Genomic DNA, 21,251 nt, shown 5'->3' with positions numbered 1-21,251 from the left:
AGGGTACGCACGCCGCTTCAGCCCCAGCGGACGTCGGCGGCCTTGGTACCGCCGACCAGGGCGCCGAGGCTCCGGTCGACCACCGAGCCCTGGCTCGCCCAGCGCCGCGACCCGGCCACGACCACCACGGACACGCCGGCGTGGGCCGACGCCCGCACCGCCGTCGGCCCGAACGCCGCCCACACGGGGTGCGCCGGGATCACCACCAGGTCGCCGGGCTGCGCCTGCTCGATCACCCAGGTCAACCGGTCCTCGTCCACCGTGAGCTGCGTGACGTCGCCGTCGGCGAGCCGGGCGGCGACGTCGACGGCGAGGGCCAGGTCGGCAGCGCTGTCCTCGACCACGTCGACCCGGTCGAGGGCGAGGACCACCCGCTCGTGCGGCGTGTCGCTCAGGGCCGCCAGGAGGACGGGGACGGGCGAGGCGGCCAGGAGGGTGTCGTCGCGCTCGCCCCGCAGCGCCGGCTGGGCCCGGTTCGACGCCGACCAGTCCATCAGCACCACCGTGCCGCCCTCCTCGATGGTGGTGTAGACGACGGCGGAGACGGGGTTGTCGGAGATGCGGAGCTTGGCCTCGGCGTCGAGCCCGGCCTTGGCCAGCACGCCCTCGGCCAGCGCCAGCAGTGCCCGGTCGGCCTCGACGCCCTCGCCCCGCACGCACACCCGGGTGGGCACCACCACGCCGCCCTCGACCGCCACCAGGCTCCGGGCCACCCGCGCCAGGGCGGCCAGCCGGTCCTCGCGCCCCGCCACCAGCACCGCCTTGCGGCCCAGCGCGGCGTCCGACTCGGAGACCGTCGGCTCCACCCGCTCGATGGCCCGGCTGGTGGTCACCGCCGCGAGCAGCAGCGTCACCAGGATCACCACCAGCACGGCGTTGACCACCTGCTCGTCGAACAGGCCCACGTCGAAGCCGACGAACGTGGCGGCCAGCGTCGCCGCCGCCTGCGACAGGGAGAGGCCGAACATCACCTCCGACTCGCCGCGGGTGAAGCCCAGCAGCGGTCCGGACGACCAGGCGGCGATGGACTTGCCGCCGATCACCGCGGCGCAGAACACGGCGGCGAGGCCGAGCGTCGACGGGTCGACCACCACCGACGGCTCGATCAGCACGCCCACCGACACCAGGAACACCGGAACGAGCAGGGCCGAGCCGAAGAACTCCACCCGCTCCATCAGGGCGCTGCCCGCCGGCACCAGGCGGTTCAGCCCCAGGCCCGCGAAGAAGGCGCCGACGATGCCCTCGATGCCCACCACCTCGGCCAGCACCGCGGTCGACAGCATGGCCGCCAGCAGGAAGGCGAACCGCTCGGTGCGGCTGTGGGCCACGTGGGTGAACGCCCAGCGGGTGACCGTCGGGACCACCATGCCGGCGTAGGCCCCCAGCAGCACCAGCCCGAGGAGGAGGCTGCCGATCAGGACCACCAGGCTCGAGTCGCCCTTCACGGAGCCGGCGACCCCGGCCAGCACGATCAGCGACAGGGTGTCGGTGATCACCGTGGCGCCGACGGTGGTGGCGACCGCCCGGTTCCCCGACAGGCCCGCCTCCCGCACCATCGGGTAGGTGACCAGCGTGTGCGACGCCCACAGGGAGCCCAGCAGCAGCGACGCCGCGAACGAGTAGTCGAGCAGCCGGCCGGCGGTGAACCCGAGCACCATCGGGGCGGCGAACGTGGTGAGGCCGAAGGTGGCGGCGGCCCGCCGGTAGCGGCTGAACAGTGCCAGGTCGAGCTCGGCGCCGGCCGTGAACATCAGGTACAGCAGGCCGAGCTGCCCGAGGGCCGACAGGGTGGTGTCGGTCGCCGTCACGATCCCCAGCCCCGACGGGCCGATGGCGAGGCCGCCGGCGAGCAGCCCGACGATCGCCGGCAGCTTCACCCGGGTCGCCAGCGCCGGCCCGACCACCAGCGCCGCCCCGATGCCGAAGAACAGCCACGCCGGCCCGTGGGGCGCGGTGAACGTGGCGATCACGGTCACGGCGTCACCCGGATGGTGGGGAGGTCGGAGAGGTCGGTGTCGTAGCGGTCGAACAGGTCGTCGCGGAGGTCGTCGAGGGTGCCGTCGGCCTCCAGGGCCCGGAGCGCCGCGTCGACGTCGGACAGGAGGTCGGAGCCGTCGGGCAACAGAGCGCCGAAGTGCTGCGGGGCGGTGACCTGGGCGGCGACGGCGAGGGCCGGCTGCTCGTCCACCTCGGCCAGGGCCCGCAGGAAGTCGACCGCGGCGACGTCGACCGCGCCCCGGGCCACCGCCGTCAGCGCCGCCGCCACCGTCGGGTACACGACGGCATCGGTGTCGGGCTCGATCAGGTCGTCGACCACGTCGACCTGCGTGGTCGCCTCGGCCACGCCCCAGCGCTGCTCGCGGGCGTCGGCCAGGTCGGGCAGCGGGTCGGCGCCGGCCCGGCCGACCACCCCGACCGGCGTCGTGAGGTAGGGCCGCGAGAAGTCGACCACCTTCGCCCGCTCCCGGGTGATCGACACCTGGGCCAGCGCCAGGTCGAAGCCCGCAGCGTCGCCCTCCACGAGCTCGTCGAACGGCCGGGACACCACCGCCACCCGGTCGAGCCCCAGCTGGTCGGCCAGCTCCCTGGCCAACTCGGCCTCGAAGCCACCGTCGACGTGCCGGACGTCGCGCCCCTCCCAGAACCCGGGGGCGGGGAAGGCGGTGGCGACCGTCAACACGTCGGGCGTCACCGTCTCGATCCCCTGGTCCTCGTCACGGATCGCCCACACCACCAGCCCGACCGCCCCCAGCAGGAGCGCAACCGCGGCGAGCAGACGGAGCATCGATCGCATCATGACACTCCGTGGTGACGACACTGCGTAACGCGGTCGAGGGGCCGCAGCCTTGCGGAAGACTGTCGGGCTGACACGGAGGCCTCTGCGCAGTCGCTACGGTGCGCGGACGATGAAGGCCTTGCGCAGCTTCACAGTCCGCCCGTCGCTCCCGGCCGAGCTGTCGGCCCTGGAGGACCTCGCCATCAACCTCCGCTGGGCCTGGGACGACCAGACCCGTGACCTGTTCCGCTGGGTCGACCCCGACCTGTGGGACGCCAGCATCCACGACCCCGTCCGCCTCCTGGGCCTGGTCAGCCACGACCGGCTCGCCACCCTGGCGGCCGACACCGGCTTCCGACGCTTCCTCGGCGAGGTGTGGGACGAGCTCGACCGCTACCAGGAGGGCGACCGCTGGTTCCAGGCGCGCCAGGAGAGCCCGCTGAACCTGGTCGCCTACTTCTCCCCCGAGTTCGGCATCGCCGAGGCCCTGCCCCAGTACTCGGGCGGCCTGGGCGTCCTCGCCGGCGACCACCTCAAGTCGTGCAGCGACCTGGGCGTCCCGCTGGTGGGCGTGGGCCTGCTGTACCGGCACGGCTACTTCCGCCAGAGCCTCAACCTCGACGGCTGGCAGGAGGAGCGCTACCCGCTGCTCGACCCGCACGTGATGGCGCTCACGCCCGTCGACGGCGTGCGGATCAGCGTCGACCTGGCCGGCGCCCCGCTGGTCGCCCAGGTGTGGCGGGCCGACGTGGGCCGGGTGCCGCTGTACTTCCTCGACGCCGACGTGGAGGAGAACGACGAGAGCATGCGGTCGGTCACCGACCGCCTCTACGGTGGCGACTCCGAGCACCGCCTGCGCCAGGAGATCCTCCTCGGCATGGGCGGCGTGAAGGCGCTGCTCGCCGCGGGCGTCGACGCCCAGGTGTTCCACACCAACGAGGGCCACGCCGGCTTCCTGGGCCTGGAGCGCATCCGCAACCTGGTCACCGAGCAGGGCCTGTCGTACCCCGAGGCCATCGAGGCCGTGCGGTCCGGCTGCATCTTCACCACCCACACCCCGGTGCCGGCCGGCATCGACCGCTTCCCCCGGGAGCTGATGGAGAAGTACTTCAGCGGCTGGTGCCACGACGTCGGCATCTCCTTCGACGACCTGATGGCCCTGGGCCACCGCCCGTCGGACGCCGGCGAGGAGCGCTTCAACATGGCGGTGATGGGCCTGGGCCTGGCCGGCCGGTCGAACGCCGTGGCCAAGCTGCACGGCGAGGTCAGCCGGGAGATGTTCGGCGACCTGTGGCCCGACTTCCCGGCCGAGGAGGTGCCGATCACGTCGGTCACCAACGGGGTCCACGCCGACACGTGGACGTCGCCGGAGATCGCCGACTGCCTGCGCCGCTACGTGCGGCCCGAGTGGTCCGAGGCCGACGCCGAGGCCTGGGCCCGCATCGTCGAGGCCCCCGACGACGACCTGTGGCGGGCCCGGGAGCAGGGCCGCGAGCGCCTGGTGTCCTTCGTCAGGCGCCGCCTGCGTGACAGCGCCCTGGCCCGGGGTGCGTCGGTGTCGAGCGTGTCGTGGGTCGACGACGCCCTCGACCCGCGGATCCTCACGATCGGCTTCGCCCGCCGCTTCGCCACCTACAAGCGGGCCAACCTGCTGCTGTCGCAGCCCGAGCGCCTGCGGGCGCTCCTCCTCGACTCGGACCGGCCGGTGCAGTTCCTGTTCGCCGGCAAGGCCCACCCCGCCGACGAGGCCGGCAAGGAGATGATCCGCCAGATCGTCGCCGCCTGCGCCGAGCTGGAGATACGCCACCGCTTCGTGTTCGTCGACGACTACGACATCGCCGTCGCCCGGGCCTTCTACCACGGTGCCGACGTGTGGCTGAACAACCCGCGGCGCCCCCAGGAGGCGTGTGGGACCTCCGGCATGAAGGCGGCGCTCAACGGCGGCCTGAACCTGTCGATCCTCGACGGCTGGTGGGACGAGATGTTCGACGGCGAGAACGGCTGGGCCATCTCGTCGGCGGAGATGGTCGACGACCTGGAGCGGCGCGACGAGATCGAGGCCAGCTCGCTGTTCGACATCCTGGAGCACCAGGTGGTGCCGCTGTTCTACGACCGCAACGGCGACGACATCGCGCCGCGGCGCTGGATCGGCAAGGTGAAGCACTCGCTCGCCACCCTCGGGCCCCAGGTGAGCGCGGCGCGGATGGTGCGCGACTACGTCGAGGAGCTCTACGAGCCGACGGCCGCCCGCGCCACGAAGCTGCTCGGCGACGGGGCGGGTGGAGCGAAGGCGCTGGCGGCGTGGAAGCAGCGGGTGTCGGCCGCCTGGCACCAGGTGCACATCGAGTGGATCGAGGCCGACGACACGGTCGCCGAGCTGGGCGCGTCGCGCACGGTCGAGGCGTCGGTGGCGCTGGGCGAGCTGTCAGCCGACGACGTCGACGTGCAGCTGCTGCACGGGCCCGTGGGCCAGGACGACGAGCTGGCCTACGCCGCGGCGGTGTCGATGGAGCACGTCGGCGCCGTCGACGACCACCACGCCCGCTACCGCGGCACGTTCGCCGCCGCCCGCGCCGGCCGCTACGGCTTCACGGTCCGGGTGGTCCCCCACCACCCCGACCTCGTCGGCCCGTCGGAGCTCGGCGTGGCCTCCTGGGCCTGACTCTCAACGAAATGTGCACTGGGATGCACGGATTCCGTGCGTTTCGGTGCACATTTCGGCGGTTCCCGGCCTAACGGCCGACGAACTTCGCCTCGCCGGGGCCGTGCTCGAGGAACGACCGCACGCCGATCCCGGCATCCTCGGTGCCGGCGATCTCGGCGAACAGGTCCTGCTCCAGGGCGAGCCCCTTGGCGAGCGTGACCTCGAGGCCCTCGTCGATCGCCAGCTTGGCCATGCTGTGGGCGGCCAGCGGCCCCTGCGCCAGCTCGGCGGCCAGCGCCAACGCCGCCGAGTTGACCTCGTCGTGCGGCACCACCCGGTCGACCAGACCGATGCGCAGCGCCTCCTCCGCCGAGACGGCACGCCCCGTCAGGATCAGATCCTTGGCCCGGGAGACCCCGACCAGCCGGGGCAGCCGCTGCGTGCCGCCACCGCCGGGGATGATCCCCAGGAGGATCTCGGGCTGACCGAGCTTGGCCCGGTCGGAGGCGATCCGCAGGTCGCAGGCCATGGCCAGCTCGCAGCCACCGCCGAGGGCCGCCCCCGTGATCGCCGCGATCACCGCCCGGGGGATGGCGCTCACGGCGTCGAGGGCCTGGCTGAACGCCCGGCCGACGCGGCGGGCCTCCTCCCGGCCACCGAACTCCTTGATGTCGGCGCCGGCGGCGAAGATCCGGTCGCCGCCGGTGAGCACCACGGCGCCCGGCGGGTCGTCGTGCAGCGCCGTCGCCGCACCCTCCAGCTCCGCCAGGAGCGCCGTCGACAGGGCGTTGACCTTCCCGTTGTCGAGTCGCAGCACGGCGACACCGTCGTCACGACGTTCGAGGTGGACCAGGGCGCTCTCGTCAGAGGTCATCGTCAGAGAAAGTATCGGCTCGGCGAAGCCCGAGACCGCTTGGGGCGGCGGCGGGGTGGTTGGCATGGGGTATCCGGCGGCCGGGCAGGCGCAATAGTCCACGGACTACGGTTCCCTTCCATGCTGGGGGTGGACAGACCGCCGGCCTCGCGTGTTTTGCTCGCGCTGGGCCTCGTAACTGCGTGCACGCTGGGGTTCCAGGTCATCTTCACGCGCCTGATCTCCTCGGTGATGGCGTACCACTTCAGCTTCCTGGCGGTATCGCTGGCGCTGCTGGGCACGGGGGCGGGCGCCCTGCTGATCTACGTGCGCCCGCAGTGGTTCGACGGCCGGCCGCTGGAGGTCAACCTGGCCCGCTGGGCCGCGGCCTACGGCGTGCTACTGGTGGCCAGCCCCTTCGGCCTGGTGCAGCTCGACTACTCGATCGACCGGGGCATCACGCTCCACTTCGCCCTGAGCCTCACGGCCGTCTGCATCCTGGCGGCGGCGCCGTCGCTGGCCGCCGGTGCCGTGGTCGCCCTGGCGATCCGCGGCTACGCCCCCTGGGTCGGCCGGGTCTACGCCTGGGACCTGGTCGGCGCCGGCATCGGAGCGCTCGCCGTCGTCCCGCTGCTGCGCTTCCCGGCGCCCGAGCTCCTCGTGGGCCTGGGCGTGCTGGCGTTGTTCGCCGCGGTGCTGTTCGCCTGGTCCGACGCCGGCGTCCGTCGCGTGGGCGCGATCCTGACCGGGGGCGCCGTGGCGCTGCTGGCGGTCGCCTCGCTCTCGTCGCTGCTGTACCTGCCCTCCGGCTACGAGATCCACGACGGCCAGGTCGCCGACACCTGGCACCCCCTCAGCCGGGTGCAGGGCTTCACCGCGGGCGGCGGCCAGGGCCTCCTGTTCTACGACCGGGTGTACGCCCCGGTGCCCGCCGTCGCCGACGGCGACGACCTGCCGACCTGGGAGCAGCTCAGCCTCGGCCCGGCGTCGATCGGCTACGAGATGACCGGCCCCGGCCACGCCCTGGTGATCGGCGGGGGCGGCGGCCGCGACATCTACAACGCCCTCACGTCGGACCAGACCGTCGACGTGATCGAGCTGAACTCCGCCATCCGCGACGTGGTCGACGACGGCCTGGGCGAGCTGTCCGGGTCGCCGTACAGCCGCGAGGGCGTGTCGACCACCATCGGCGACGGCCGGGCGATCCTGGCGAGCCGCGACACGACCTACGACCAGATCCACATCGGGTTCACCGACACGCTGAGCGCCAACTCGGCCCAGGGCTTCGCCCTCACCGAGAACAACCTGTACACGCTGGAGGCGTTCGAGGAGTACCTCGACCACCTGGAGCCGGGCGGCGTCCTCAACGTGTCGCGCCTGGAGCGGCTGGTGGGCGACGAGGCCATCCGGGCGACGGTCCTGACGATGGCGGCCCTGGAGAACCACGGCGTGGAGGACCCGTACCGCAACGTGGTGGTGATCCGGGGCATCGACCCGGCGGCCGCGATCGCGGCGCCCTACGCCACGGTGCTGGCCCGGCTGGAGCCCTGGACCGACGCCGAGCTGGACGACATCCGCCGGCTGGCCGACGAGCGGGGCGACGGCGTGGCCTACGCCCCCGGCGGCCCCTACTACTCCGCCTGGCAGGACCTCGCCGACGCCGACGGCTGGAAGTCCTTCTGCGAGGGCTACGAGCTGGACGTCTGCCCGCCCACCGACAACAAGCCGTTCTTCTTCAACATGCGGCGCCCGGGCGACATCGTCGGCGAGAACAGCGGCTACCACTACGGCGTCGATCCCTACCAGCTGCTGATGGTCACGCTGCTGATCCTGGCCGTGCTGTCGGTGGTGGGGTTCATGCTGCCGCTGTGGCTGGCCCGGGGCACCGAGCGGCCCCGCCTGCCCAGCCTCTTCTACTTCGCGGCGATCGGCATGGGCTTCATGCTGCTGGAGACCGTGCTCATCCAGCGGTTCGTGCTGTTCCTCGGCTTCCCGACCTACGCCCTGTCGGTGGTGCTGTTCGCCCTGCTGATCTTCACCGGCATCGGCTCGGCCATCTCCGGCCGGCTGGCCCACACCCGGCGGTCGCTGACCGCGGTGCTGGGCGGGGCGGTGGCGTTGATCGTGGTGAGCGCCTTCGCCCTGCAGCCGCTGGTGCGCGTGCTGATCGACCAGCCGTTCTCGGTGCGGGTGCTGCTGACGATCGTGCTGCTGGCGCCGACCGGGCTGATCCTGGGCATGCCGATGCCGATCGGGCTCACCCGGTTCTCGGCGCTGTACCCGTCGTCGATCCCCTACGCCTGGGGCGTCAACGGCATCGCCTCGGTGCTGGCGTCGGTGCTGGGCGTCACGATCGCCCTCAACTTCGGCTACGTGGTCGCCTCGCTGGTGGCCGCCGCCTGCTACGTGTTCGCCCTGGTCCACTCCGCCACCGGCCGCTGGTCGGAGTCGGTGGAGGCTGAGCCGCCCGGCGACACCGACGAGCCCGACGAGCCCGACGCCGTCCCGGAGCTGGCCACTACGAGCTGAGCAGGTCGTCGGCCGCGGTCCAGGGGTCGATCTTGCCGGCGGCGACGTCGGCGGCCAGCGCCGCGGCCCGGGGGCCCGACGTGGTGGCGTGCGCCTGCTCCATGAGGCGCACGGCCACGAGGCGGGTGATCTCCTCGGACGCCCGGCGTCGGCGGCGCTCGTCCAGCTCGCCCGACGTCCGCAGGTGGTCGAGGCGAGCGCCGACCGCGGTCCACACGTCGGCCACGCCCTCGCCGGTCGTCCCGACCGACAGCCGCACCGGCGGCCGCGCCGCCTCGTCGTGCGACGTGACCGACAGGTCGAGGATCCGCTCCAGGTCGCCACGGGTCTCCGAGGCGCCCGGACGATCGGCCTTGTTGACCACGAACACGTCGGCGATCTCCATCAGTCCGGCCTTGGCGGCCTGCACCGCATCGCCCCAGCCCGGGTTCACCACCACGACCGTGCAGTCGGCCTGACCGGCGACCTCGACCTCCACCTGCCCGACACCCACGGTCTCCACCAGCACCCAGTCGAAGCCCACCGCGCCCAGCACCCGCACCGCCTCGGGAGCGGCGACGGCCAGGCCGCCCAGGTGGCCGCGGGTGGCCATCGAGCGGACGAACACGTCGTCGTCGAGGGCGTGGTCGCCCATGCGCACCCGGTCGCCCAGGATGGCGCCGCCGGTGAACGGCGACGACGGGTCGACCGCCAGCACCGCCACCCGCTGGCCCTGCGCCCGGATGACGTCGAGCAGGGCGTTGGTCAGCGTCGACTTCCCCGCCCCCGGAGCGCCGGTGATGCCCACGGTGGCGGCGTCGCCCGGCGACCGCACCACCAGCCGGCCGATCTCACGGGCGGGCTCGCCACCCCGCTCGACCAGCGACAGCACCCGCGCCAGCGACGCCCGGTCGCCGTCCCGCGCCGCCTCCAGGAGCTCCGACGGCGAACGGCGGCTGGCGACGGCCACTACCCCAGCGAGACGGCTGTCTCGACGCCCGCGCTCGCGTCGACCACCTCGGTCACGCCCGGAACCCGGTCCTTGAGGATCCGCTCGATGCCGGCCTTGAGGGTGACGGTCGACGCCGGGCACGACACACAGGCCCCCACCAGCTCGACGCTCACGACGCCGGTGTCGACGTCGACGCCCCGCAGGTGGATGTCACCGTTGTCGGCCTGGATGGCCGGACGGATGACCTCGATGACCTGCTCGACCTTCTCGATCTCGACCTTCACTGTCTCGACCACGTGACTCCTCGCTCGTGGCACATCAGGGCATGCTCGCGGACCAGCCGCTCTCAGGGCAACAACAGCCACCGACGTAACCTTCCCACCCATGATGCTGCTGGCACACCAGGGCGGTTGGGACGAGGCGCTGTTCGTGCTCGTGCCGGTGGCCGCGTTCGCAGCGCTCCTCGCCTTCGCCAACCGGCGCTGAGGCCGCGGCGGCGATGGCGGGGTTCACACGCACGAGATCACTCGACGCCGACGAGCTGGCCGTCCTGCTCACACCCCGGAACGACATCGTCCTCGAACACCTCGAGTCGACCAACGGCGAGCACGAGGACGAGCGGCAGTTCGTCCAGGTCGAGGGCCCCTTCGAGCACTACGAGCGCCGGGTCGTCCCCCTCGCCGACGGGACCGTGCGCGAGTCCGTCGACTTCCTCCTCCCGCCCGGCACCTGGCGACTCCTGCTCAACGCCGCGGTGCGCTCCACCCTGCGGCGCCCACCCCGGGCCGGCGGCCGGATGCCCTGGTGGGCGCCGTCGCAGCGCCCCGACCCGCGGGCCGCCCAGGTGCTGGGCCTCTGCGCCGCCCTGGCGATGGTGACCGGCTACGTCGGCACCCTGCTCAGCCAGACGATGACCTTCGCCGCCGACGAGTTCGGCATCAGCGACGCCACCCAGAGCAACGTGCTGGCCACCGCCCGGGTGGGCGGCATCCTGTCGATCGCCCTCACGGCGCTCGCCGACCGGCGGGGCCGCCGCAAGCTCCTGCGCCTCACGCTGCTGATCTGCATCGGGTCCGACGCGCTCGCCGCGGTGACCCCGAACCTGTTGGGCCTCACGCTGAGCCAGGTCGTCAACCGGGGGGCGTGGGCGGCGGCGGCCATCCTGCTGGGCATCGTGGTCGCCGAGGAGATGCCGGCCGGCGCCCGGGCCTACGCCATCAGCCTGCTGTCTATGACGGGGGCCCTGGGTGCCGGCATGGCCCTGTGGGTCCTCCCCGTCGCCGACACCGGCCTGCGGGCCTGGCGGATCCTCTACGCGGTGCCGCTGCTGATGCTGCCGCTGGTGGTGCGGTGCTGCCGGCGGCTGCCCGAGAGCCGCCGCTTCGAGCGGGCCCACGCGGCGCTGTCGATGCGGGGGCACTACCGCCGGCTCGCCCTGCTGGCCGGCAGCGCGTTCCTGCTCAACATCTTCATCGGGCCGGTCACCCAGCTCCGGGCCGAGTTCCTGCGTGACGACCGGGGCTTCTCGGCCGCGGGCCTGTCGCTGTTCGCGGTGCTCACGTCGACGCCGGCGGGCCTCGGCATCATCGCCGGCGGCCGCCTGGCCGACACGGTGGGCCGGCGCGTCGTGGGCGCGGTGGCCACGGCGGCCGGGACGGCGCTGATCGCCCTCCAGTTCGACGTGACCGGCCTGTGGATGTGGGTGGCGGCGACGGTCGGGGCGATCATCTTCGCCGCGCACGTCCCGTCGGTCACCGTCTACGGCCCCGAGCTGTTCCCCACGTCGCTGCGGGGGCGGGCCAACGGGATCGTCAGCATCACCGCCATGGCCGGCAGCGTGGTCGGGCTGGTGACAGCCGGGGTGCTGGTCGACCGGTACGACTCGTTCGGCACCACGATGACGCTCCTGGCGATCGCCCCCCTGGCGATGGCGCTGCTGATCGCCCTGCGGTTCCCCGAGACGGCCCGGCGCGAGCTGGAGGACCTGAACCCGGACGACAAAAGTCCTGCGATCGCAACAGCTTCGCCACAGGAGAAGACGAGTCCCGTGCGGGATTCTGGCTAAGGTCGCGCCGCCATGTTCTCCTGGGGGGTCAGGCGTCCCTTCCCTGCTGCGTTCCTCGTGGCGCTCGTCGTGGTGATCGGCGGCGGCGCTGTTGCTGCCTGCTCGGACGACGAGTCGCCCGGGACGGGGCCGACCATCGCCCCCGATTCGGCCGAGACGACCAGCACCACGACGGGCGCCGACGGCGCACCACCACCCCGCACGTCGTACGTGGCCCAGGTGCGCGGCGACGTGAAGGTCTGGCAGCACGCGAACAGCTCGGAGTCGACCACCCTGTCGTCGACCGACGAGGGCAGCGAGCTGCTCACCTTCCTGGTGATCGACCGCCGGGACGACGGCTGGCTGGAGGTCCTGCTGCCGACCGCTCCCGCGGGCAGCACCGGCTTCGTCCACACGGAGGACGTGTTCCTCAGCCGGCACCGCTTCCGGATCGAGGTGTCCCTCTCGAAGCACGAGATGACCGTCTACGCCGGCCCGCTGGAAGCGCTGAGGGCGCCGGTGGCGCTCGGCCCCGACGCCCCGCCGGCCGGCACGGCGACGTTCATCAAGGAGCTGCGGGCGCCCGAGTTCATGAACCTCTACGGGAGCCCCGTCTACGGGCTGGCGGGTGCGGCCAACAAGGCCGAGGACTTCAAGGCCGGCAAGGGCGTGGTCGCGATCCACCCGGTCGACGTGACGACCCTGGGCAAGCCGGCGCTGGCCGGTTCGATCGGCATCGACCCGGCCATCCTGGCCCGCCTGACCTCCGGCATGACCCTGCCCCTGGGCACCCCGGTCGACATCGTCGACTGACCGCTAGCCCAGGTCGGCGAGCCAGCTCTTGACGGTCTCGGCGATGAGCTGGTCGGAGTTCTTGAGCTCGTGGCCCACCTTGTCGACCCACACGTGGGTGACCGGGCCGGGGATGACCTCGGTGTGGGCCTCCAGCTCGTCGGGCGAGCCGAACGGGTCGCGGGTGCCCGAGATGAACAGGCACGGCACCTCGATGCGGGGCAGGTGCTCGATGCGCAGCTTCTCCGGCCTGCCCGGCGGGTGCAGCGGATAGGCGATCAGCACCAGGCCCGCCGCCGGCAGTCCGTCGGCCACCACGATCGAGCAGATGCGCCCGCCCATCGACCGACCGCCGAGGACGACGCTCGCCGGGTCGACCCCGGTCCGCTCGACCAGTGCCGCCGCCTCCTCCTCCACCGCGGCGACCAGCTTCGGCGGCCGGTCCGGCGCTCGCCGGCCCTCCCGCCGGTAGTAGAAGTCGGCCCGGGCCACCGGCAGCGGCGCCAACGTCTCCTCCAGGAGCACCAACGACTTCTGGTTCCGGTCGCTCCCCGCCCCGGGGAACAGCAGCACGGCCTGCGGCGACGTCATCGGCCGCTCATCGGCTCTGGAGGAGGACCCGGCGGGCCTCGGTCAGCTCGGCGATGCGGGCCGCGGCGCCCACCGTCTCGCCGCCGTGGTCGGGATGGGCCCGGCGCACCAGGTCGCGGAAGCGGCGCTGGACCGTGCGGCGACTGCACCGAGCCTCGAGCTCCAGCACCCGGAGCGCCCAGCCGACGGGGTCCTGGTGGGCCTGCACCGACCACGCCTGGTCGTGCGTCAGCCCCGACAGGTAGGTGACCAGGCTGTGGTCCATGGCGCCGGCCCACCGCATCGCCTTGCGGATCACGGCCATCACCGGGCTCCGGGGGCCGTGGGGCAGCAGCGAGGCGGCGTACACGGCGGCGAGGATGTGCTGGGCCGCCGAGCCCCTCTCGTCCTCCAGCTCGAACGACAGCCGCTCGCCCTCGCCGACGAGCCGGTGGACGCTGCGCTGCAGGCCCACCCGGTCGGACTGCAGGCGGTGGCGCAGCCGGGGCTGCGGCACCCGCTGGCCCCGCTCGAGCTGCACGGTGAGGGTGTGCAGGTCGTCGAACAGGTCCGGGTCGAGGTCGCCCACCTTGGCGGCGACGACCCCTCCCAGCAGCAGCCCACCGAAGCCGGGAGCCGAGTCGACCGGGAGGTCGAGGTGCCCCAGCGCCACCCGCCGGGTGGGTGCGATCGGCCGAGAATGGAACAGCTCCAGCTCGGCCAGGATCATCGCCGTCAGGCTAACGCCGGGTCAGACGTAGGGCCTGATCGCGTTGCGGAGGTCCCGCGCCGCCTCGATCGACTCGTCGATCGCGATGTTCTCGGCCTCGAGCAGGACGGCGAGGACGTCGACCTTCTCGTGGAGGTGCTTCCACTCCTCGTCGGACAGGCCGTACGGCACCGAGGCGTCGTCGGCCGTGTCGGCCAGCGTGAGCAGCGACGCCACGGCCTCGTGCTCCTCCGGGTCGTGCTGCAGGCGGTCGGCGGCGATGTAGAGGTCGCCCAGGAGGGTCGCTCCGGCGTCGCCGTCGTCGTCCTCCTCGTCGAGCTGGTCGGGGAAGGTGACCTGCTCGATCACCACGTCGGCGGCCACCTCGTCCTCGGCCCGGACGAACAGCTCCTCGCCGTCCCACAGGTAGTCGATGCCGCCGTCGGTCAGCTTGTCGAACAGGCTCGACAGCTGGTCGTCGTCCCACTCGGTGAGGTCGTAGGCGACCTCGTCGCCGGGTGACTCGCCGCCCTCGTCGTCGGCGTCCTCGTCGTCCTCGTCGTCGAGGTCGGGGTCGTCGGCGTCGGAGTCGTCGACATCGAGGTCGGTCTCGTCGGTCTCCTCGGTGTCGAGCCCGGTGCCCTCCACCGGGACGATGTCGCCGGCGGCCAGCTCCACCGCCTCGGCGTCGAAGTCACCCTCGGGCTCCTCGGGGCCGGTCTGCACGACGTCGTCCGGCTCCTCGGGCTCGTCGGGCAGGCCGGAGATGGAGATGCCGAGGTTGTTCTCGGCGTCTTCGTCGTACGGGTCGGAGAGTTGGCCCACGGGGGTTCATTCAAGCAGCCTCGGACCACTGGGGAGAGCATCGCGCCCGCAACTAGGGTCCGAGGGCATGACCGACAAGCAGCGCCCGGACCGGAACCTCGCCCTCGAGCTCGTCCGGGTGACGGAGGCAGCCGCGCTCGCCGCCTCACGCTGGATGGGGCGGGGCGACAAGAACGGGGCCGACGGGGCCGCCGTCGACGCGATGCGCATCGTGCTCGACAGCGTGCCGATGGACGGGATCGTCGTGATCGGCGAGGGCGAGAAGGACGAGGCCCCGATGCTGTTCAACGGCGAGCAGGTGGGTGGAGGCACCGGCCCGGCCACCGACATCGCCGTCGATCCGGTGGAGGGCACCACGCTCACCGCGCTGGGGCGCGGCAACGCCATCTCGGTGATCGCCGTGTCGGAGCGGGGCACGATGTTCAACCCCGGCCCGTGCGTCTACATGGAGAAGATCGCCGTCGGGCCCGAGGCCGTGGGTTCCGTCGACATCGCCAAGACGCCCACCGAGAACCTGCACGCGGTGGCCAAGGCCAAGGGCGAGTCGGTGCGCGACGTCACCGCCGTGATCCTCGACCGCGAGCGCCACCAGCCGCTCATCGAGGAGGTACGGGCCGCCGGGGCCCGGATCCGGTTGATCCAGGACGGCGACGTGATCGGCGCCGTGTCCACCGCCTGGCCCGACACCGGCGCCGACGTCCTCTTCGGCATCGGCGGCACCCCCGAGGGCGTCATCGCCGCGGCGGCGCTGAAGTGCATGGGCGGCGAGATCCAGGGGCGGCTGTGGCCCCGCAACGACGGCGAGCGCCGGGCCGCCCTCGACGCCGGCTACGACCTCGAGCAGGTGCTCACCACCGACGTGCTGGTGGCGGGCGACAACTGCTTCTTCGCCGTCACCGGCATCACCGACGGCGAGGTGCTCAAGGGCGTGCACTACGCCGCCGACAGCGCCACCACGCAGTCGCTGGTCATGCGCTCGAAGTCCGGCACCGTCCGCCTCGTGAGCGCCACCCACCGCCTCGCGAAGCTCGCCAACTTCTCCTCCATCGACTTCGCCTGACAGAGAACCCCTACCGCAACGCCGCCGCAGCGCAGACGCCAACTCGGCGTCCAAGTCGCCGACGGACCAGCGACCAATTCGTCAGCGACATGGCGACCAATTCACCACCACATCACGGTCCCGTGCCATCCTGACGAGGTGAAGCCGGACGCCACCACCCCGCTCGGCAGGGTCGTCCCTCGACGCGCCGAGCAGCTCGTCGCCGACGCCATGGCCGACACGCGCGTGGTGCTGGTGGCCGGGGCACGGCAGTCCGGCAAGAGCACCTTGGTCCGCCAGGTCGCCAAGGGGGACGACGCCGAGTGGCGCAACCTCGACCGGTCGGCGACGCTCCAGTCCGCCCAATCGGACCCAGCCGGGTTCGTCGCCTTCTCCGACCTCATGGTGATCGACGAGATCCAGCGGGCGCCGGAGCTACTGCTGGCGATCAAGGAGCAGGTCGACACCGACATACGGCCCGGGCGCTTCCTCCTGACCGGCTCGGCACGCGTCCTCGGCCTGCGAGCCCTCCCCGACGCTCTACCGGGCCGCATGGAGACGATCGAGCTCTGGCCCTTCTCCCAGGGTGAGATCGACGGTCGGCCGGAGAGGTTCGTCGACGCCCTGTTCTCCGACGGCGAGAAGCTCCGGCACTCGTCGTCGGTGACGCGGCACGAGTATGCGGAGCGTGTCGTGCGCGGTGGCTTCCCCGAGGCCGTGGCACGAACGAACGCCCGGCGGCGGGAGCGGTTCTTCGACGCCTACACGACGGACCTCATCGCCCGTGACGTGAGCCAGCTGTCGGAGATCGAGCGGACCCGGGAGATGCAGGCACTGCTGCGCCTGGTCGCGGCACGCTCCGGCCAACTGTTGGTGGAGCATCCTCTGGGCAGCGACATCGGGCTTTCCGCCAGCACGGTGCGTCGCTATCTGAGCCTCCTGGAGGAGGTCTTCCTCATCAAGCGGATCCCGGCGTGGTCGCGCAACGTGAGTCGTCGCTCCGTTGCGACCCCGAAGGTCGCCTTCGTCGACTCGGGCGTCGCGACGAACCTCCTCGGCGCCGACGATCGCGCCCTCGTCCGACCAGGAGGTCAGTTCGGCCCGCTCCTCGAAGGATTCGTCCTGATGGAGCTGGCGCGCCAGCTGACGTGGTCGGAGGAGCGGGCCGAGCTGTTCCACTACCGCACCAAGGACAAGGTCGAGGTCGACGCCGTGCTGGAGAACCGGCGAGGGCAGGTCGTCGGCATCGAGGTCAAGGCGTCATCCACCGTTCGCTCCGACGACTTCGCCGGCCTCCGCCACCTCGCCGACCGCATCGGGGACGATCTCGTCGTCGGCGTCGTCCTCTACACCGGGCCCGAAACCCTCTCCTTCGGCCCCCGTCTCCGGGCGATGCCGGTGAGCGCTCTTTGGGAGCTCGCCTAGACGACGAAACTTCGACAGAAACAGCGCTATAGCGACCGTTTCTGTCGAAGTTTCGGGTTAGAGGCGTTGGGCGAAGCGGGCGGCGGCGCGGCGGGTGAGGCCGCGGGGGAGCAGGTCGAGCGTGGCGGCGGCGGTGCGGTTGAGGAGGCCGGGGACGAAGAAGGGCTTGTTGGAGCGGGCCGCGTCGAGGGCCTGGCGGGCGCAGGTCTCCGCGTCCTGCCAGGCGAACGACGGGATCTTCCGGCCCCCGATGCCGGCCCGCTCCTGGAACTCGGTGCGGGTGAAGCCCGGCAGCACCATGCTCACCTGCACGCCGGAGCCCAACGTCTCCTCGTGCAGCGCCTCGCTGAAGCTGGCGACGAACGCCTTGGTGGCGCCGTAGGTGGCATTGCCCGGCGTCGCCTGCAGGCCCGCCACCGACGAGACGTTGAGGATCGTGCCGCTCCCCCGTTCCCGCATCGCACCCAAGGCGGCGTGGGCCAGCCGCACCACGGCCAGCACGTTCACCCGGATCTCCCGCTCCTCCCCGTCGATCGACAGGTCGGCGAACGGGCCGTAGGTGCCGAAGCCGGCGTTGTTCACCAGCAGATCGACGGGACGGCCGGCGTCACGCAGCCGGGCCTCGACGTCCGCCAGCTGGGTGGGGTCGGCCAGATCGGCGGTCAGGACCTCGACCTCGACGTCGACCGACGGCGCTGTCGTGGAGGCGCCGGCGATCTCCTTGGCCAGCTCCTCCAGCCGCGCCGTGTCGCGCGCCACCACCACGAGCCCGGTGCCCTCGGCGGCGAGCTGACGTGCCATCGCCCGCCCGATCCCCGACGAAGCTCCGGTCACCAACGCAGAAGACCACGTCCTGGGCATTGCGTGAGCATAAACTCCCGGCTATGGCTGCCGCGGGGAGCAGCATGTCCGCTCATGCTGGGCGAGTCGCCGTGCGGGGCGCGGACCTGATGGTCGAGATCATCGGCGCAGACGGTCCCGCTTTCGTGTGGTGCCACGGGCTGATGAGCAGCCGCGCCCATGAGGACCAGGACGGGCTGTTCGACTGGAGCGCGGTGGTCGAGCAGCGCTGGCGCTGGGTCCGCTACGACGCCCGGGGCCACGGCGAGTCGCGCGGCACCAACAACGTGGCGGCGTACTCGTGGGGCGAGCTGGGGCGCGACCTGGTGGGCCTGGCCGACGCCCTCGGCATCCCCCGCTTCGCCGCCGGGGGCGCCTCGATGGGCTGCGCCACCGTGATCGAGGCCGCGCTCGCCGCCCCCGACCGCATCGACCGGCTCGTGCTGGTCACACCCCCGGCCGCCTGGGAGAACCACGCCGCCGTGGCCGAGCACTACCGCACCAACGCCGCCTACGTCCGCTCCCAGGGCGACGACGAGGGCCTGCTGGCGGTGGGCGTCGACGTCCGCCCGCCGATCCTGATGAGCATGCCCAACAGCGGCTCGAACCTCCCGGCGGTCCACCCGGACCTGTTGCCGGCGGTGCTGCGGGGCGCGGCGGCGTCGGACCTGCCGTCGGCCGACCAGCTGGCCCAGCTGCAGCAGCCGGCGCTGATCCTCGCCTGGGACACCGACCCCGCCCACCCGCTGGGCACCGCCGAGGCGCTGGCCGAGATCCTCCCCCGCGCCGACCTCCACGTCGCCCGCACCCTGCGCCAGATCCGCGACTGGCCCCGCCTGGTCAGCGGCTTCATGGGCCTCGCCTGATCCCGAAACCTCGACAGAGCGCGTCGCTATGGCGCCATCTCCGTCGAAGTTTCGGTCGGTCGCTCTAGTTCGAGCGGAAGCGGTCGAGGCGGCGGCGGTCGCGCTTGGTCGGACGTCCTGTGCCCGCATCACGGGCGAACGGGACGAGCCGGGGGCCGTCCTCACGCTCCGGCGGCGGGCTGTGGTCGACCAGGCACGCGGCCGCCACCGGGGCGCCGACCCGCTTGTCGATCACCCGGGCGACCTCCAGCATCCGCAGCCGGCCACCGGGGACGGTGGCGTCGACCCGGTCGCCGACCCGCACCGACGTCGCCGGCTTGGCCGACGACCCGTTCACCCGCACGTGCCCACCCCGGCAGGCGTCGGTGGCCGCCGACCGGGTCTTGTACACCCGGACCGCCCACAGCCACCGGTCGACCCTCGTCACCTCCACGGCACCATCGTGCCAGGGTCGGGAGGTCGGGAGGTCGGGAGGTCGGGAGGGTGGGAGATCAGTGGGTGACGGCGGTGCCGGCCTCGGCCACCGACAGGCGTACCTCGGCCCGCTTGAGCGCCGCCCGCACCTCGGCGTCGTCGCCGTCGCGCAGGGCGGCCTCGGCCCGCTCCTTGGCGGCCTGGGCCCGGTCGACGTCGATCTGGCTGCGCAGCTCGGCCACGTCCGACAGGATCGTCACCGTGGTGGCAGGGCCCTCGTCGCCCGAACCGGCGGAGGACGACACCTCCACGAACCCACCGTGGACGGCGACGGTCTCGTCGGCGGCGCCCTCCGGCGTGCGGACCACCACGACGCCCACGTCGAGCGCCCCCACGAACGGGGAGTGGCCGCCGTAGAAGGCGATGTCGCCACCGCCCACCGTCCGGCACAGCACGGACTCGGCCTCGCCCGAGTACAGGATCCGCTCGGGCGACACCAGCTCGACCTGCAGAGTCATCGCAACGACCTCAGCTGCCGGCCTGCTCGGTGAGCTGCTTGGCCTTGCGCTTGGCATCCTCGGCGCCGCCGACGTTGAGGAACGCCTGCTCGGGCAGGTCGTCCAGCTCGCCCTGGCACAGCGCCTCGAACGACTCGACCGTCTCGTCGACCGGGGTGGTGACGCCGTCGAGGCCGGTGAAGGCCTTGGCCACGTACATCGGCTGCGACAGGAACCGCTGGATCTTGCGGGCCCGGGACACCGTGACCTTGTCCTCCTCGGACAGCTCGTCGAGGCCGAGGATGGCGATGATGTCCTGCAGCTCCTTGTAGCGCTGCAGGATCTCCTGCACGCGGCGGGCCACGGCGTAGTGCCGGTCGCCGACCACGTCGGGCTGGAGGATGGTCGACGTGGACGCCAGCGGGTCGACCGCCGGGTAGATGCCCAGCGACGCGATGTCACGCGACAGCTCGGTGGTGGCGTCGAGGTGGGTGAAGGTGGTGAACGGCGCCGGGTCGGTGTAGTCGTCGGCGGGCACGTACACGGCCTGCAGCGAGGTGATCGACCGCCCCCGGGTGGAGGTGATGCGCTCCTGCAGCTCGCCCATCTCGTCGGCCAGCGTGGGCTGGTAGCCCACGGCCGAGGGCATGCGGCCCAGCAGGGTCGACACCTCGGAGCCGGCCTGCACGAACCGGAAGATGTTGTCGACGAACAGCAGCACGTCCTGGCCGCGCTCGTCGCGGAAGTACTCGGCGACGGTCAGTGCCGCCAGGGCGACCCGCAGGCGCACGCCGGGGGGCTCGTCCATCTGGCCGAAGATCAGCGCGGCCTTGTCGAGCACGCCCGACTCGTCCATCTCCAGGAACAGGTCGGTGCCCTCACGGGTGCGCTCGCCGACGCCGGCGAACACCGACACGCCACCGTGGTTCTGGGCGACGCGGCGGATCATCTCGGTGATCAGCACGGTCTTGCCCACGCCGGCGCCGCCGAACAGGCCGATCTTGCCGCCCTGCAGGTAAGGCGTGAGGAGGTCGATGACCTTGATGCCGGTCTCGAACATCTCCTTCTTGGGCTCGAGCGTGTCGAACGCCGGCGCCTGGCGGTGGATCGGCCAGTAGCCGTCGATCTTCGACTGGTCCAGCTCGGGGACGTCGAGCGGCTGGCCCATCACGTTGATGACGTGGCCGAGCACGCCGTCGCCCACCGGCATGGTGAGGCCGATGCCCAGGTTGCGCACCGTGGCGCCCCGGGTCAGGCCGTCGGTGGGCCGCAGGCAGATGGCCCGCACCCGGCTGTCGCCGATCTGCTGGGCGACCTCGGCGCGGACGACGAGGTCCTCGCCGTCGACCTGGAGGGTCATCTCGATGGCCATGTTGATGGCGGGCACGGCGTCGGGCGGGAACTCCACGTCGACGACCGGGCCGGCGATGGCGACGACGCGGCCGTCCTTCAACGTCTCCTCGTGGTTGGTCGAGGGGGTCTCGGTGACGGTCATGG

Annotated in this window: 19 protein-coding genes; 7 read left to right on the top strand and 12 right to left on the bottom strand. The window is 72.3% G+C overall.

The window, feature by feature from the left end:
- Window positions 1-17: 17 nt before the first annotated feature.
- Both VK611_07110 and VK611_07105 read right to left on the bottom strand, forming a co-directional pair.
- Complete coding sequence (locus VK611_07110; protein HMG41082.1) at window positions 18-1,976, bottom strand: cation:proton antiporter; 1,959 nt, start codon at window positions 1,974-1,976, stop codon at window positions 18-20.
- Window positions 1,973-2,785, bottom strand: a complete 813-nt coding sequence (locus VK611_07105) for an ABC transporter substrate-binding protein (protein ID HMG41081.1) — start codon at window positions 2,783-2,785, stop codon at window positions 1,973-1,975. Before VK611_07105 ends, VK611_07110 begins: the two co-directional genes overlap by 4 nt.
- A 121-nt stretch (window positions 2,786-2,906) precedes the next feature.
- Between VK611_07105 and glgP the strand changes: the two genes are divergently transcribed.
- Entirely contained in the window at window positions 2,907-5,438 is a 2,532-nt protein-coding gene (gene glgP, locus VK611_07100) for an alpha-glucan family phosphorylase (protein ID HMG41080.1), read from the top strand.
- A 70-nt stretch (window positions 5,439-5,508) separates the two neighbouring features.
- Here the strand turns inward: glgP and VK611_07095 are convergent, their stop codons facing one another.
- Entirely contained in the window at window positions 5,509-6,294 is a 786-nt protein-coding gene (locus VK611_07095) for an enoyl-CoA hydratase-related protein (GenBank protein HMG41079.1), read from the bottom strand.
- Window positions 6,295-6,414: 120 nt separating this feature from the next.
- Between VK611_07095 and VK611_07090 the strand changes: the two genes are divergently transcribed.
- Complete coding sequence (locus VK611_07090) at window positions 6,415-8,802, top strand: hypothetical protein (protein HMG41078.1); 2,388 nt, start codon at window positions 6,415-6,417, stop codon at window positions 8,800-8,802.
- Here the strand turns inward: VK611_07090 and meaB are convergent.
- Together meaB and VK611_07080 are read right to left on the bottom strand one after the other, a co-directional pair.
- Window positions 8,792-9,751 carry a methylmalonyl Co-A mutase-associated GTPase MeaB gene (meaB, locus tag VK611_07085; protein ID HMG41077.1) on the bottom strand — a complete coding sequence of 320 codons (960 nt, stop codon included), beginning with the start codon at window positions 9,749-9,751 and terminating at the stop codon, window positions 8,792-8,794. The two genes, VK611_07090 and meaB, sit on opposite strands and share 11 nt — an antisense overlap.
- A complete protein-coding gene (locus VK611_07080; protein ID HMG41076.1) occupies window positions 9,751-10,029 on the bottom strand; it encodes a NifU family protein in 279 nt (92 codons plus the stop codon). Before VK611_07080 ends, meaB begins: the two co-directional genes overlap by 1 nt.
- A 203-nt stretch (window positions 10,030-10,232) precedes the next feature.
- Here VK611_07080 and VK611_07075 point away from each other — a divergent pair, with 203 nt between their 5' ends.
- Together VK611_07075 and VK611_07070 are read left to right on the top strand one after the other, a co-directional pair.
- On the top strand, window positions 10,233-11,798 hold the full coding sequence (locus VK611_07075; protein ID HMG41075.1) for an MFS transporter: 1,566 nt from the start codon (window positions 10,233-10,235) through the stop codon (window positions 11,796-11,798).
- A 12-nt stretch (window positions 11,799-11,810) separates the two neighbouring features.
- Window positions 11,811-12,590 carry a L,D-transpeptidase gene (locus tag VK611_07070; protein ID HMG41074.1) on the top strand — a complete coding sequence of 260 codons (780 nt, stop codon included), beginning with the start codon at window positions 11,811-11,813 and terminating at the stop codon, window positions 12,588-12,590.
- Between the two features lie 3 nt (window positions 12,591-12,593).
- Here VK611_07070 and VK611_07065 read toward each other — a convergent pair whose 3' ends face one another.
- From VK611_07065 to VK611_07055, 3 genes are read right to left on the bottom strand one after another with little or no spacing between them, the layout of a single operon-like run.
- Window positions 12,594-13,160, bottom strand: coding sequence for an alpha/beta family hydrolase (locus VK611_07065; GenBank protein ID HMG41073.1), 567 nt, complete (start codon window positions 13,158-13,160; stop codon window positions 12,594-12,596).
- Window positions 13,161-13,167: 7 nt separating this feature from the next.
- Window positions 13,168-13,869: a J domain-containing protein gene (locus VK611_07060; protein HMG41072.1), complete on the bottom strand. Its 702-nt coding sequence runs from the start codon at window positions 13,867-13,869 to the stop codon at window positions 13,168-13,170.
- 21 nt (window positions 13,870-13,890) lie between these two features.
- A complete protein-coding gene (locus tag VK611_07055) occupies window positions 13,891-14,673 on the bottom strand; it encodes a hypothetical protein (protein HMG41071.1) in 783 nt (260 codons plus the stop codon).
- Window positions 14,674-14,740: 67 nt separating this feature from the next.
- On the opposite strand from VK611_07055, the gene glpX reads away from it, so the two are divergent.
- Window positions 14,741-15,733 (top strand): class II fructose-bisphosphatase, encoded by a 993-nt coding sequence (gene glpX, locus VK611_07050; protein ID HMG41070.1) that lies wholly within the window; start codon window positions 14,741-14,743, stop codon window positions 15,731-15,733.
- Window positions 15,734-15,871: 138 nt separating this feature from the next.
- Window positions 15,872-17,137: an ATP-binding protein gene (locus VK611_07045; GenBank protein ID HMG41069.1), complete on the top strand. Its 1,266-nt coding sequence runs from the start codon at window positions 15,872-15,874 to the stop codon at window positions 17,135-17,137.
- 57 nt (window positions 17,138-17,194) lie between these two features.
- On the opposite strand, the gene VK611_07040 is transcribed toward VK611_07045, so the two are convergent.
- Window positions 17,195-17,998 (bottom strand): SDR family oxidoreductase, encoded by an 804-nt coding sequence (locus tag VK611_07040; GenBank protein HMG41068.1) that lies wholly within the window; start codon window positions 17,996-17,998, stop codon window positions 17,195-17,197.
- A 44-nt stretch (window positions 17,999-18,042) separates the two neighbouring features.
- Between VK611_07040 and VK611_07035 the strand changes: the two genes are divergently transcribed.
- Entirely contained in the window at window positions 18,043-18,843 is an 801-nt protein-coding gene (locus VK611_07035; protein HMG41067.1) for an alpha/beta fold hydrolase, read from the top strand.
- 64 nt (window positions 18,844-18,907) lie between these two features.
- On the opposite strand, the gene VK611_07030 is transcribed toward VK611_07035, so the two are convergent.
- From VK611_07030 to atpD, 3 genes are read right to left on the bottom strand one after another with little or no spacing between them, the layout of a single operon-like run.
- Complete coding sequence (locus tag VK611_07030; protein ID HMG41066.1) at window positions 18,908-19,276, bottom strand: RNA-binding S4 domain-containing protein; 369 nt, start codon at window positions 19,274-19,276, stop codon at window positions 18,908-18,910.
- 58 nt (window positions 19,277-19,334) lie between these two features.
- Window positions 19,335-19,775, bottom strand: coding sequence for an ATP synthase F1 subunit epsilon (atpC, locus tag VK611_07025; GenBank protein HMG41065.1), 441 nt, complete (start codon window positions 19,773-19,775; stop codon window positions 19,335-19,337).
- 10 nt (window positions 19,776-19,785) lie between these two features.
- Window positions 19,786-21,249 carry a F0F1 ATP synthase subunit beta gene (gene atpD / locus VK611_07020; GenBank protein ID HMG41064.1) on the bottom strand — a complete coding sequence of 488 codons (1,464 nt, stop codon included), beginning with the start codon at window positions 21,247-21,249 and terminating at the stop codon, window positions 19,786-19,788.
- Window positions 21,250-21,251 lie beyond the last annotated feature (2 nt).

The sequence above is a fragment of the Acidimicrobiales bacterium genome (genome assembly GCA_035316325.1).
Taxonomy (GTDB): Bacteria; Actinomycetota; Acidimicrobiia; order Acidimicrobiales; family VFJN01; genus DASXTK01.
The sequence above is the reverse complement of the archived record's forward strand: the minus strand, read 5'-3'. Positions and strand labels throughout refer to the sequence as shown.

Coding starts and splice junctions, on each gene's coding strand:
- VK611_07105 (HMG41081.1), bottom strand. CDS start 2,785: ATGCTCCGTCTGCTCGCCGCGGTTGCGCTCCTGCTGGGGGCGGTCGGG.
- glgP (HMG41080.1), top strand. CDS start 2,907: ATGAAGGCCTTGCGCAGCTTCACAGTCCGCCCGTCGCTCCCGGCCGAG.
- VK611_07095 (HMG41079.1), bottom strand. CDS start 6,294: ATGACCTCTGACGAGAGCGCCCTGGTCCACCTCGAACGTCGTGACGAC.
- VK611_07090 (HMG41078.1), top strand. CDS start 6,415: ATGCTGGGGGTGGACAGACCGCCGGCCTCGCGTGTTTTGCTCGCGCTG.
- VK611_07075 (HMG41075.1), top strand. CDS start 10,233: ATGGCGGGGTTCACACGCACGAGATCACTCGACGCCGACGAGCTGGCC.
- VK611_07070 (HMG41074.1), top strand. CDS start 11,811: ATGTTCTCCTGGGGGGTCAGGCGTCCCTTCCCTGCTGCGTTCCTCGTG.
- VK611_07065 (HMG41073.1), bottom strand. CDS start 13,160: ATGACGTCGCCGCAGGCCGTGCTGCTGTTCCCCGGGGCGGGGAGCGAC.
- VK611_07060 (HMG41072.1), bottom strand. CDS start 13,869: ATGATCCTGGCCGAGCTGGAGCTGTTCCATTCTCGGCCGATCGCACCC.
- glpX (HMG41070.1), top strand. CDS start 14,741: ATGACCGACAAGCAGCGCCCGGACCGGAACCTCGCCCTCGAGCTCGTC.
- VK611_07040 (HMG41068.1), bottom strand. CDS start 17,998: ATGCCCAGGACGTGGTCTTCTGCGTTGGTGACCGGAGCTTCGTCGGGG.
- VK611_07035 (HMG41067.1), top strand. CDS start 18,043: ATGTCCGCTCATGCTGGGCGAGTCGCCGTGCGGGGCGCGGACCTGATG.
- atpC (HMG41065.1), bottom strand. CDS start 19,775: ATGACTCTGCAGGTCGAGCTGGTGTCGCCCGAGCGGATCCTGTACTCG.
- atpD (HMG41064.1), bottom strand. CDS start 21,249: ATGACCGTCACCGAGACCCCCTCGACCAACCACGAGGAGACGTTGAAG.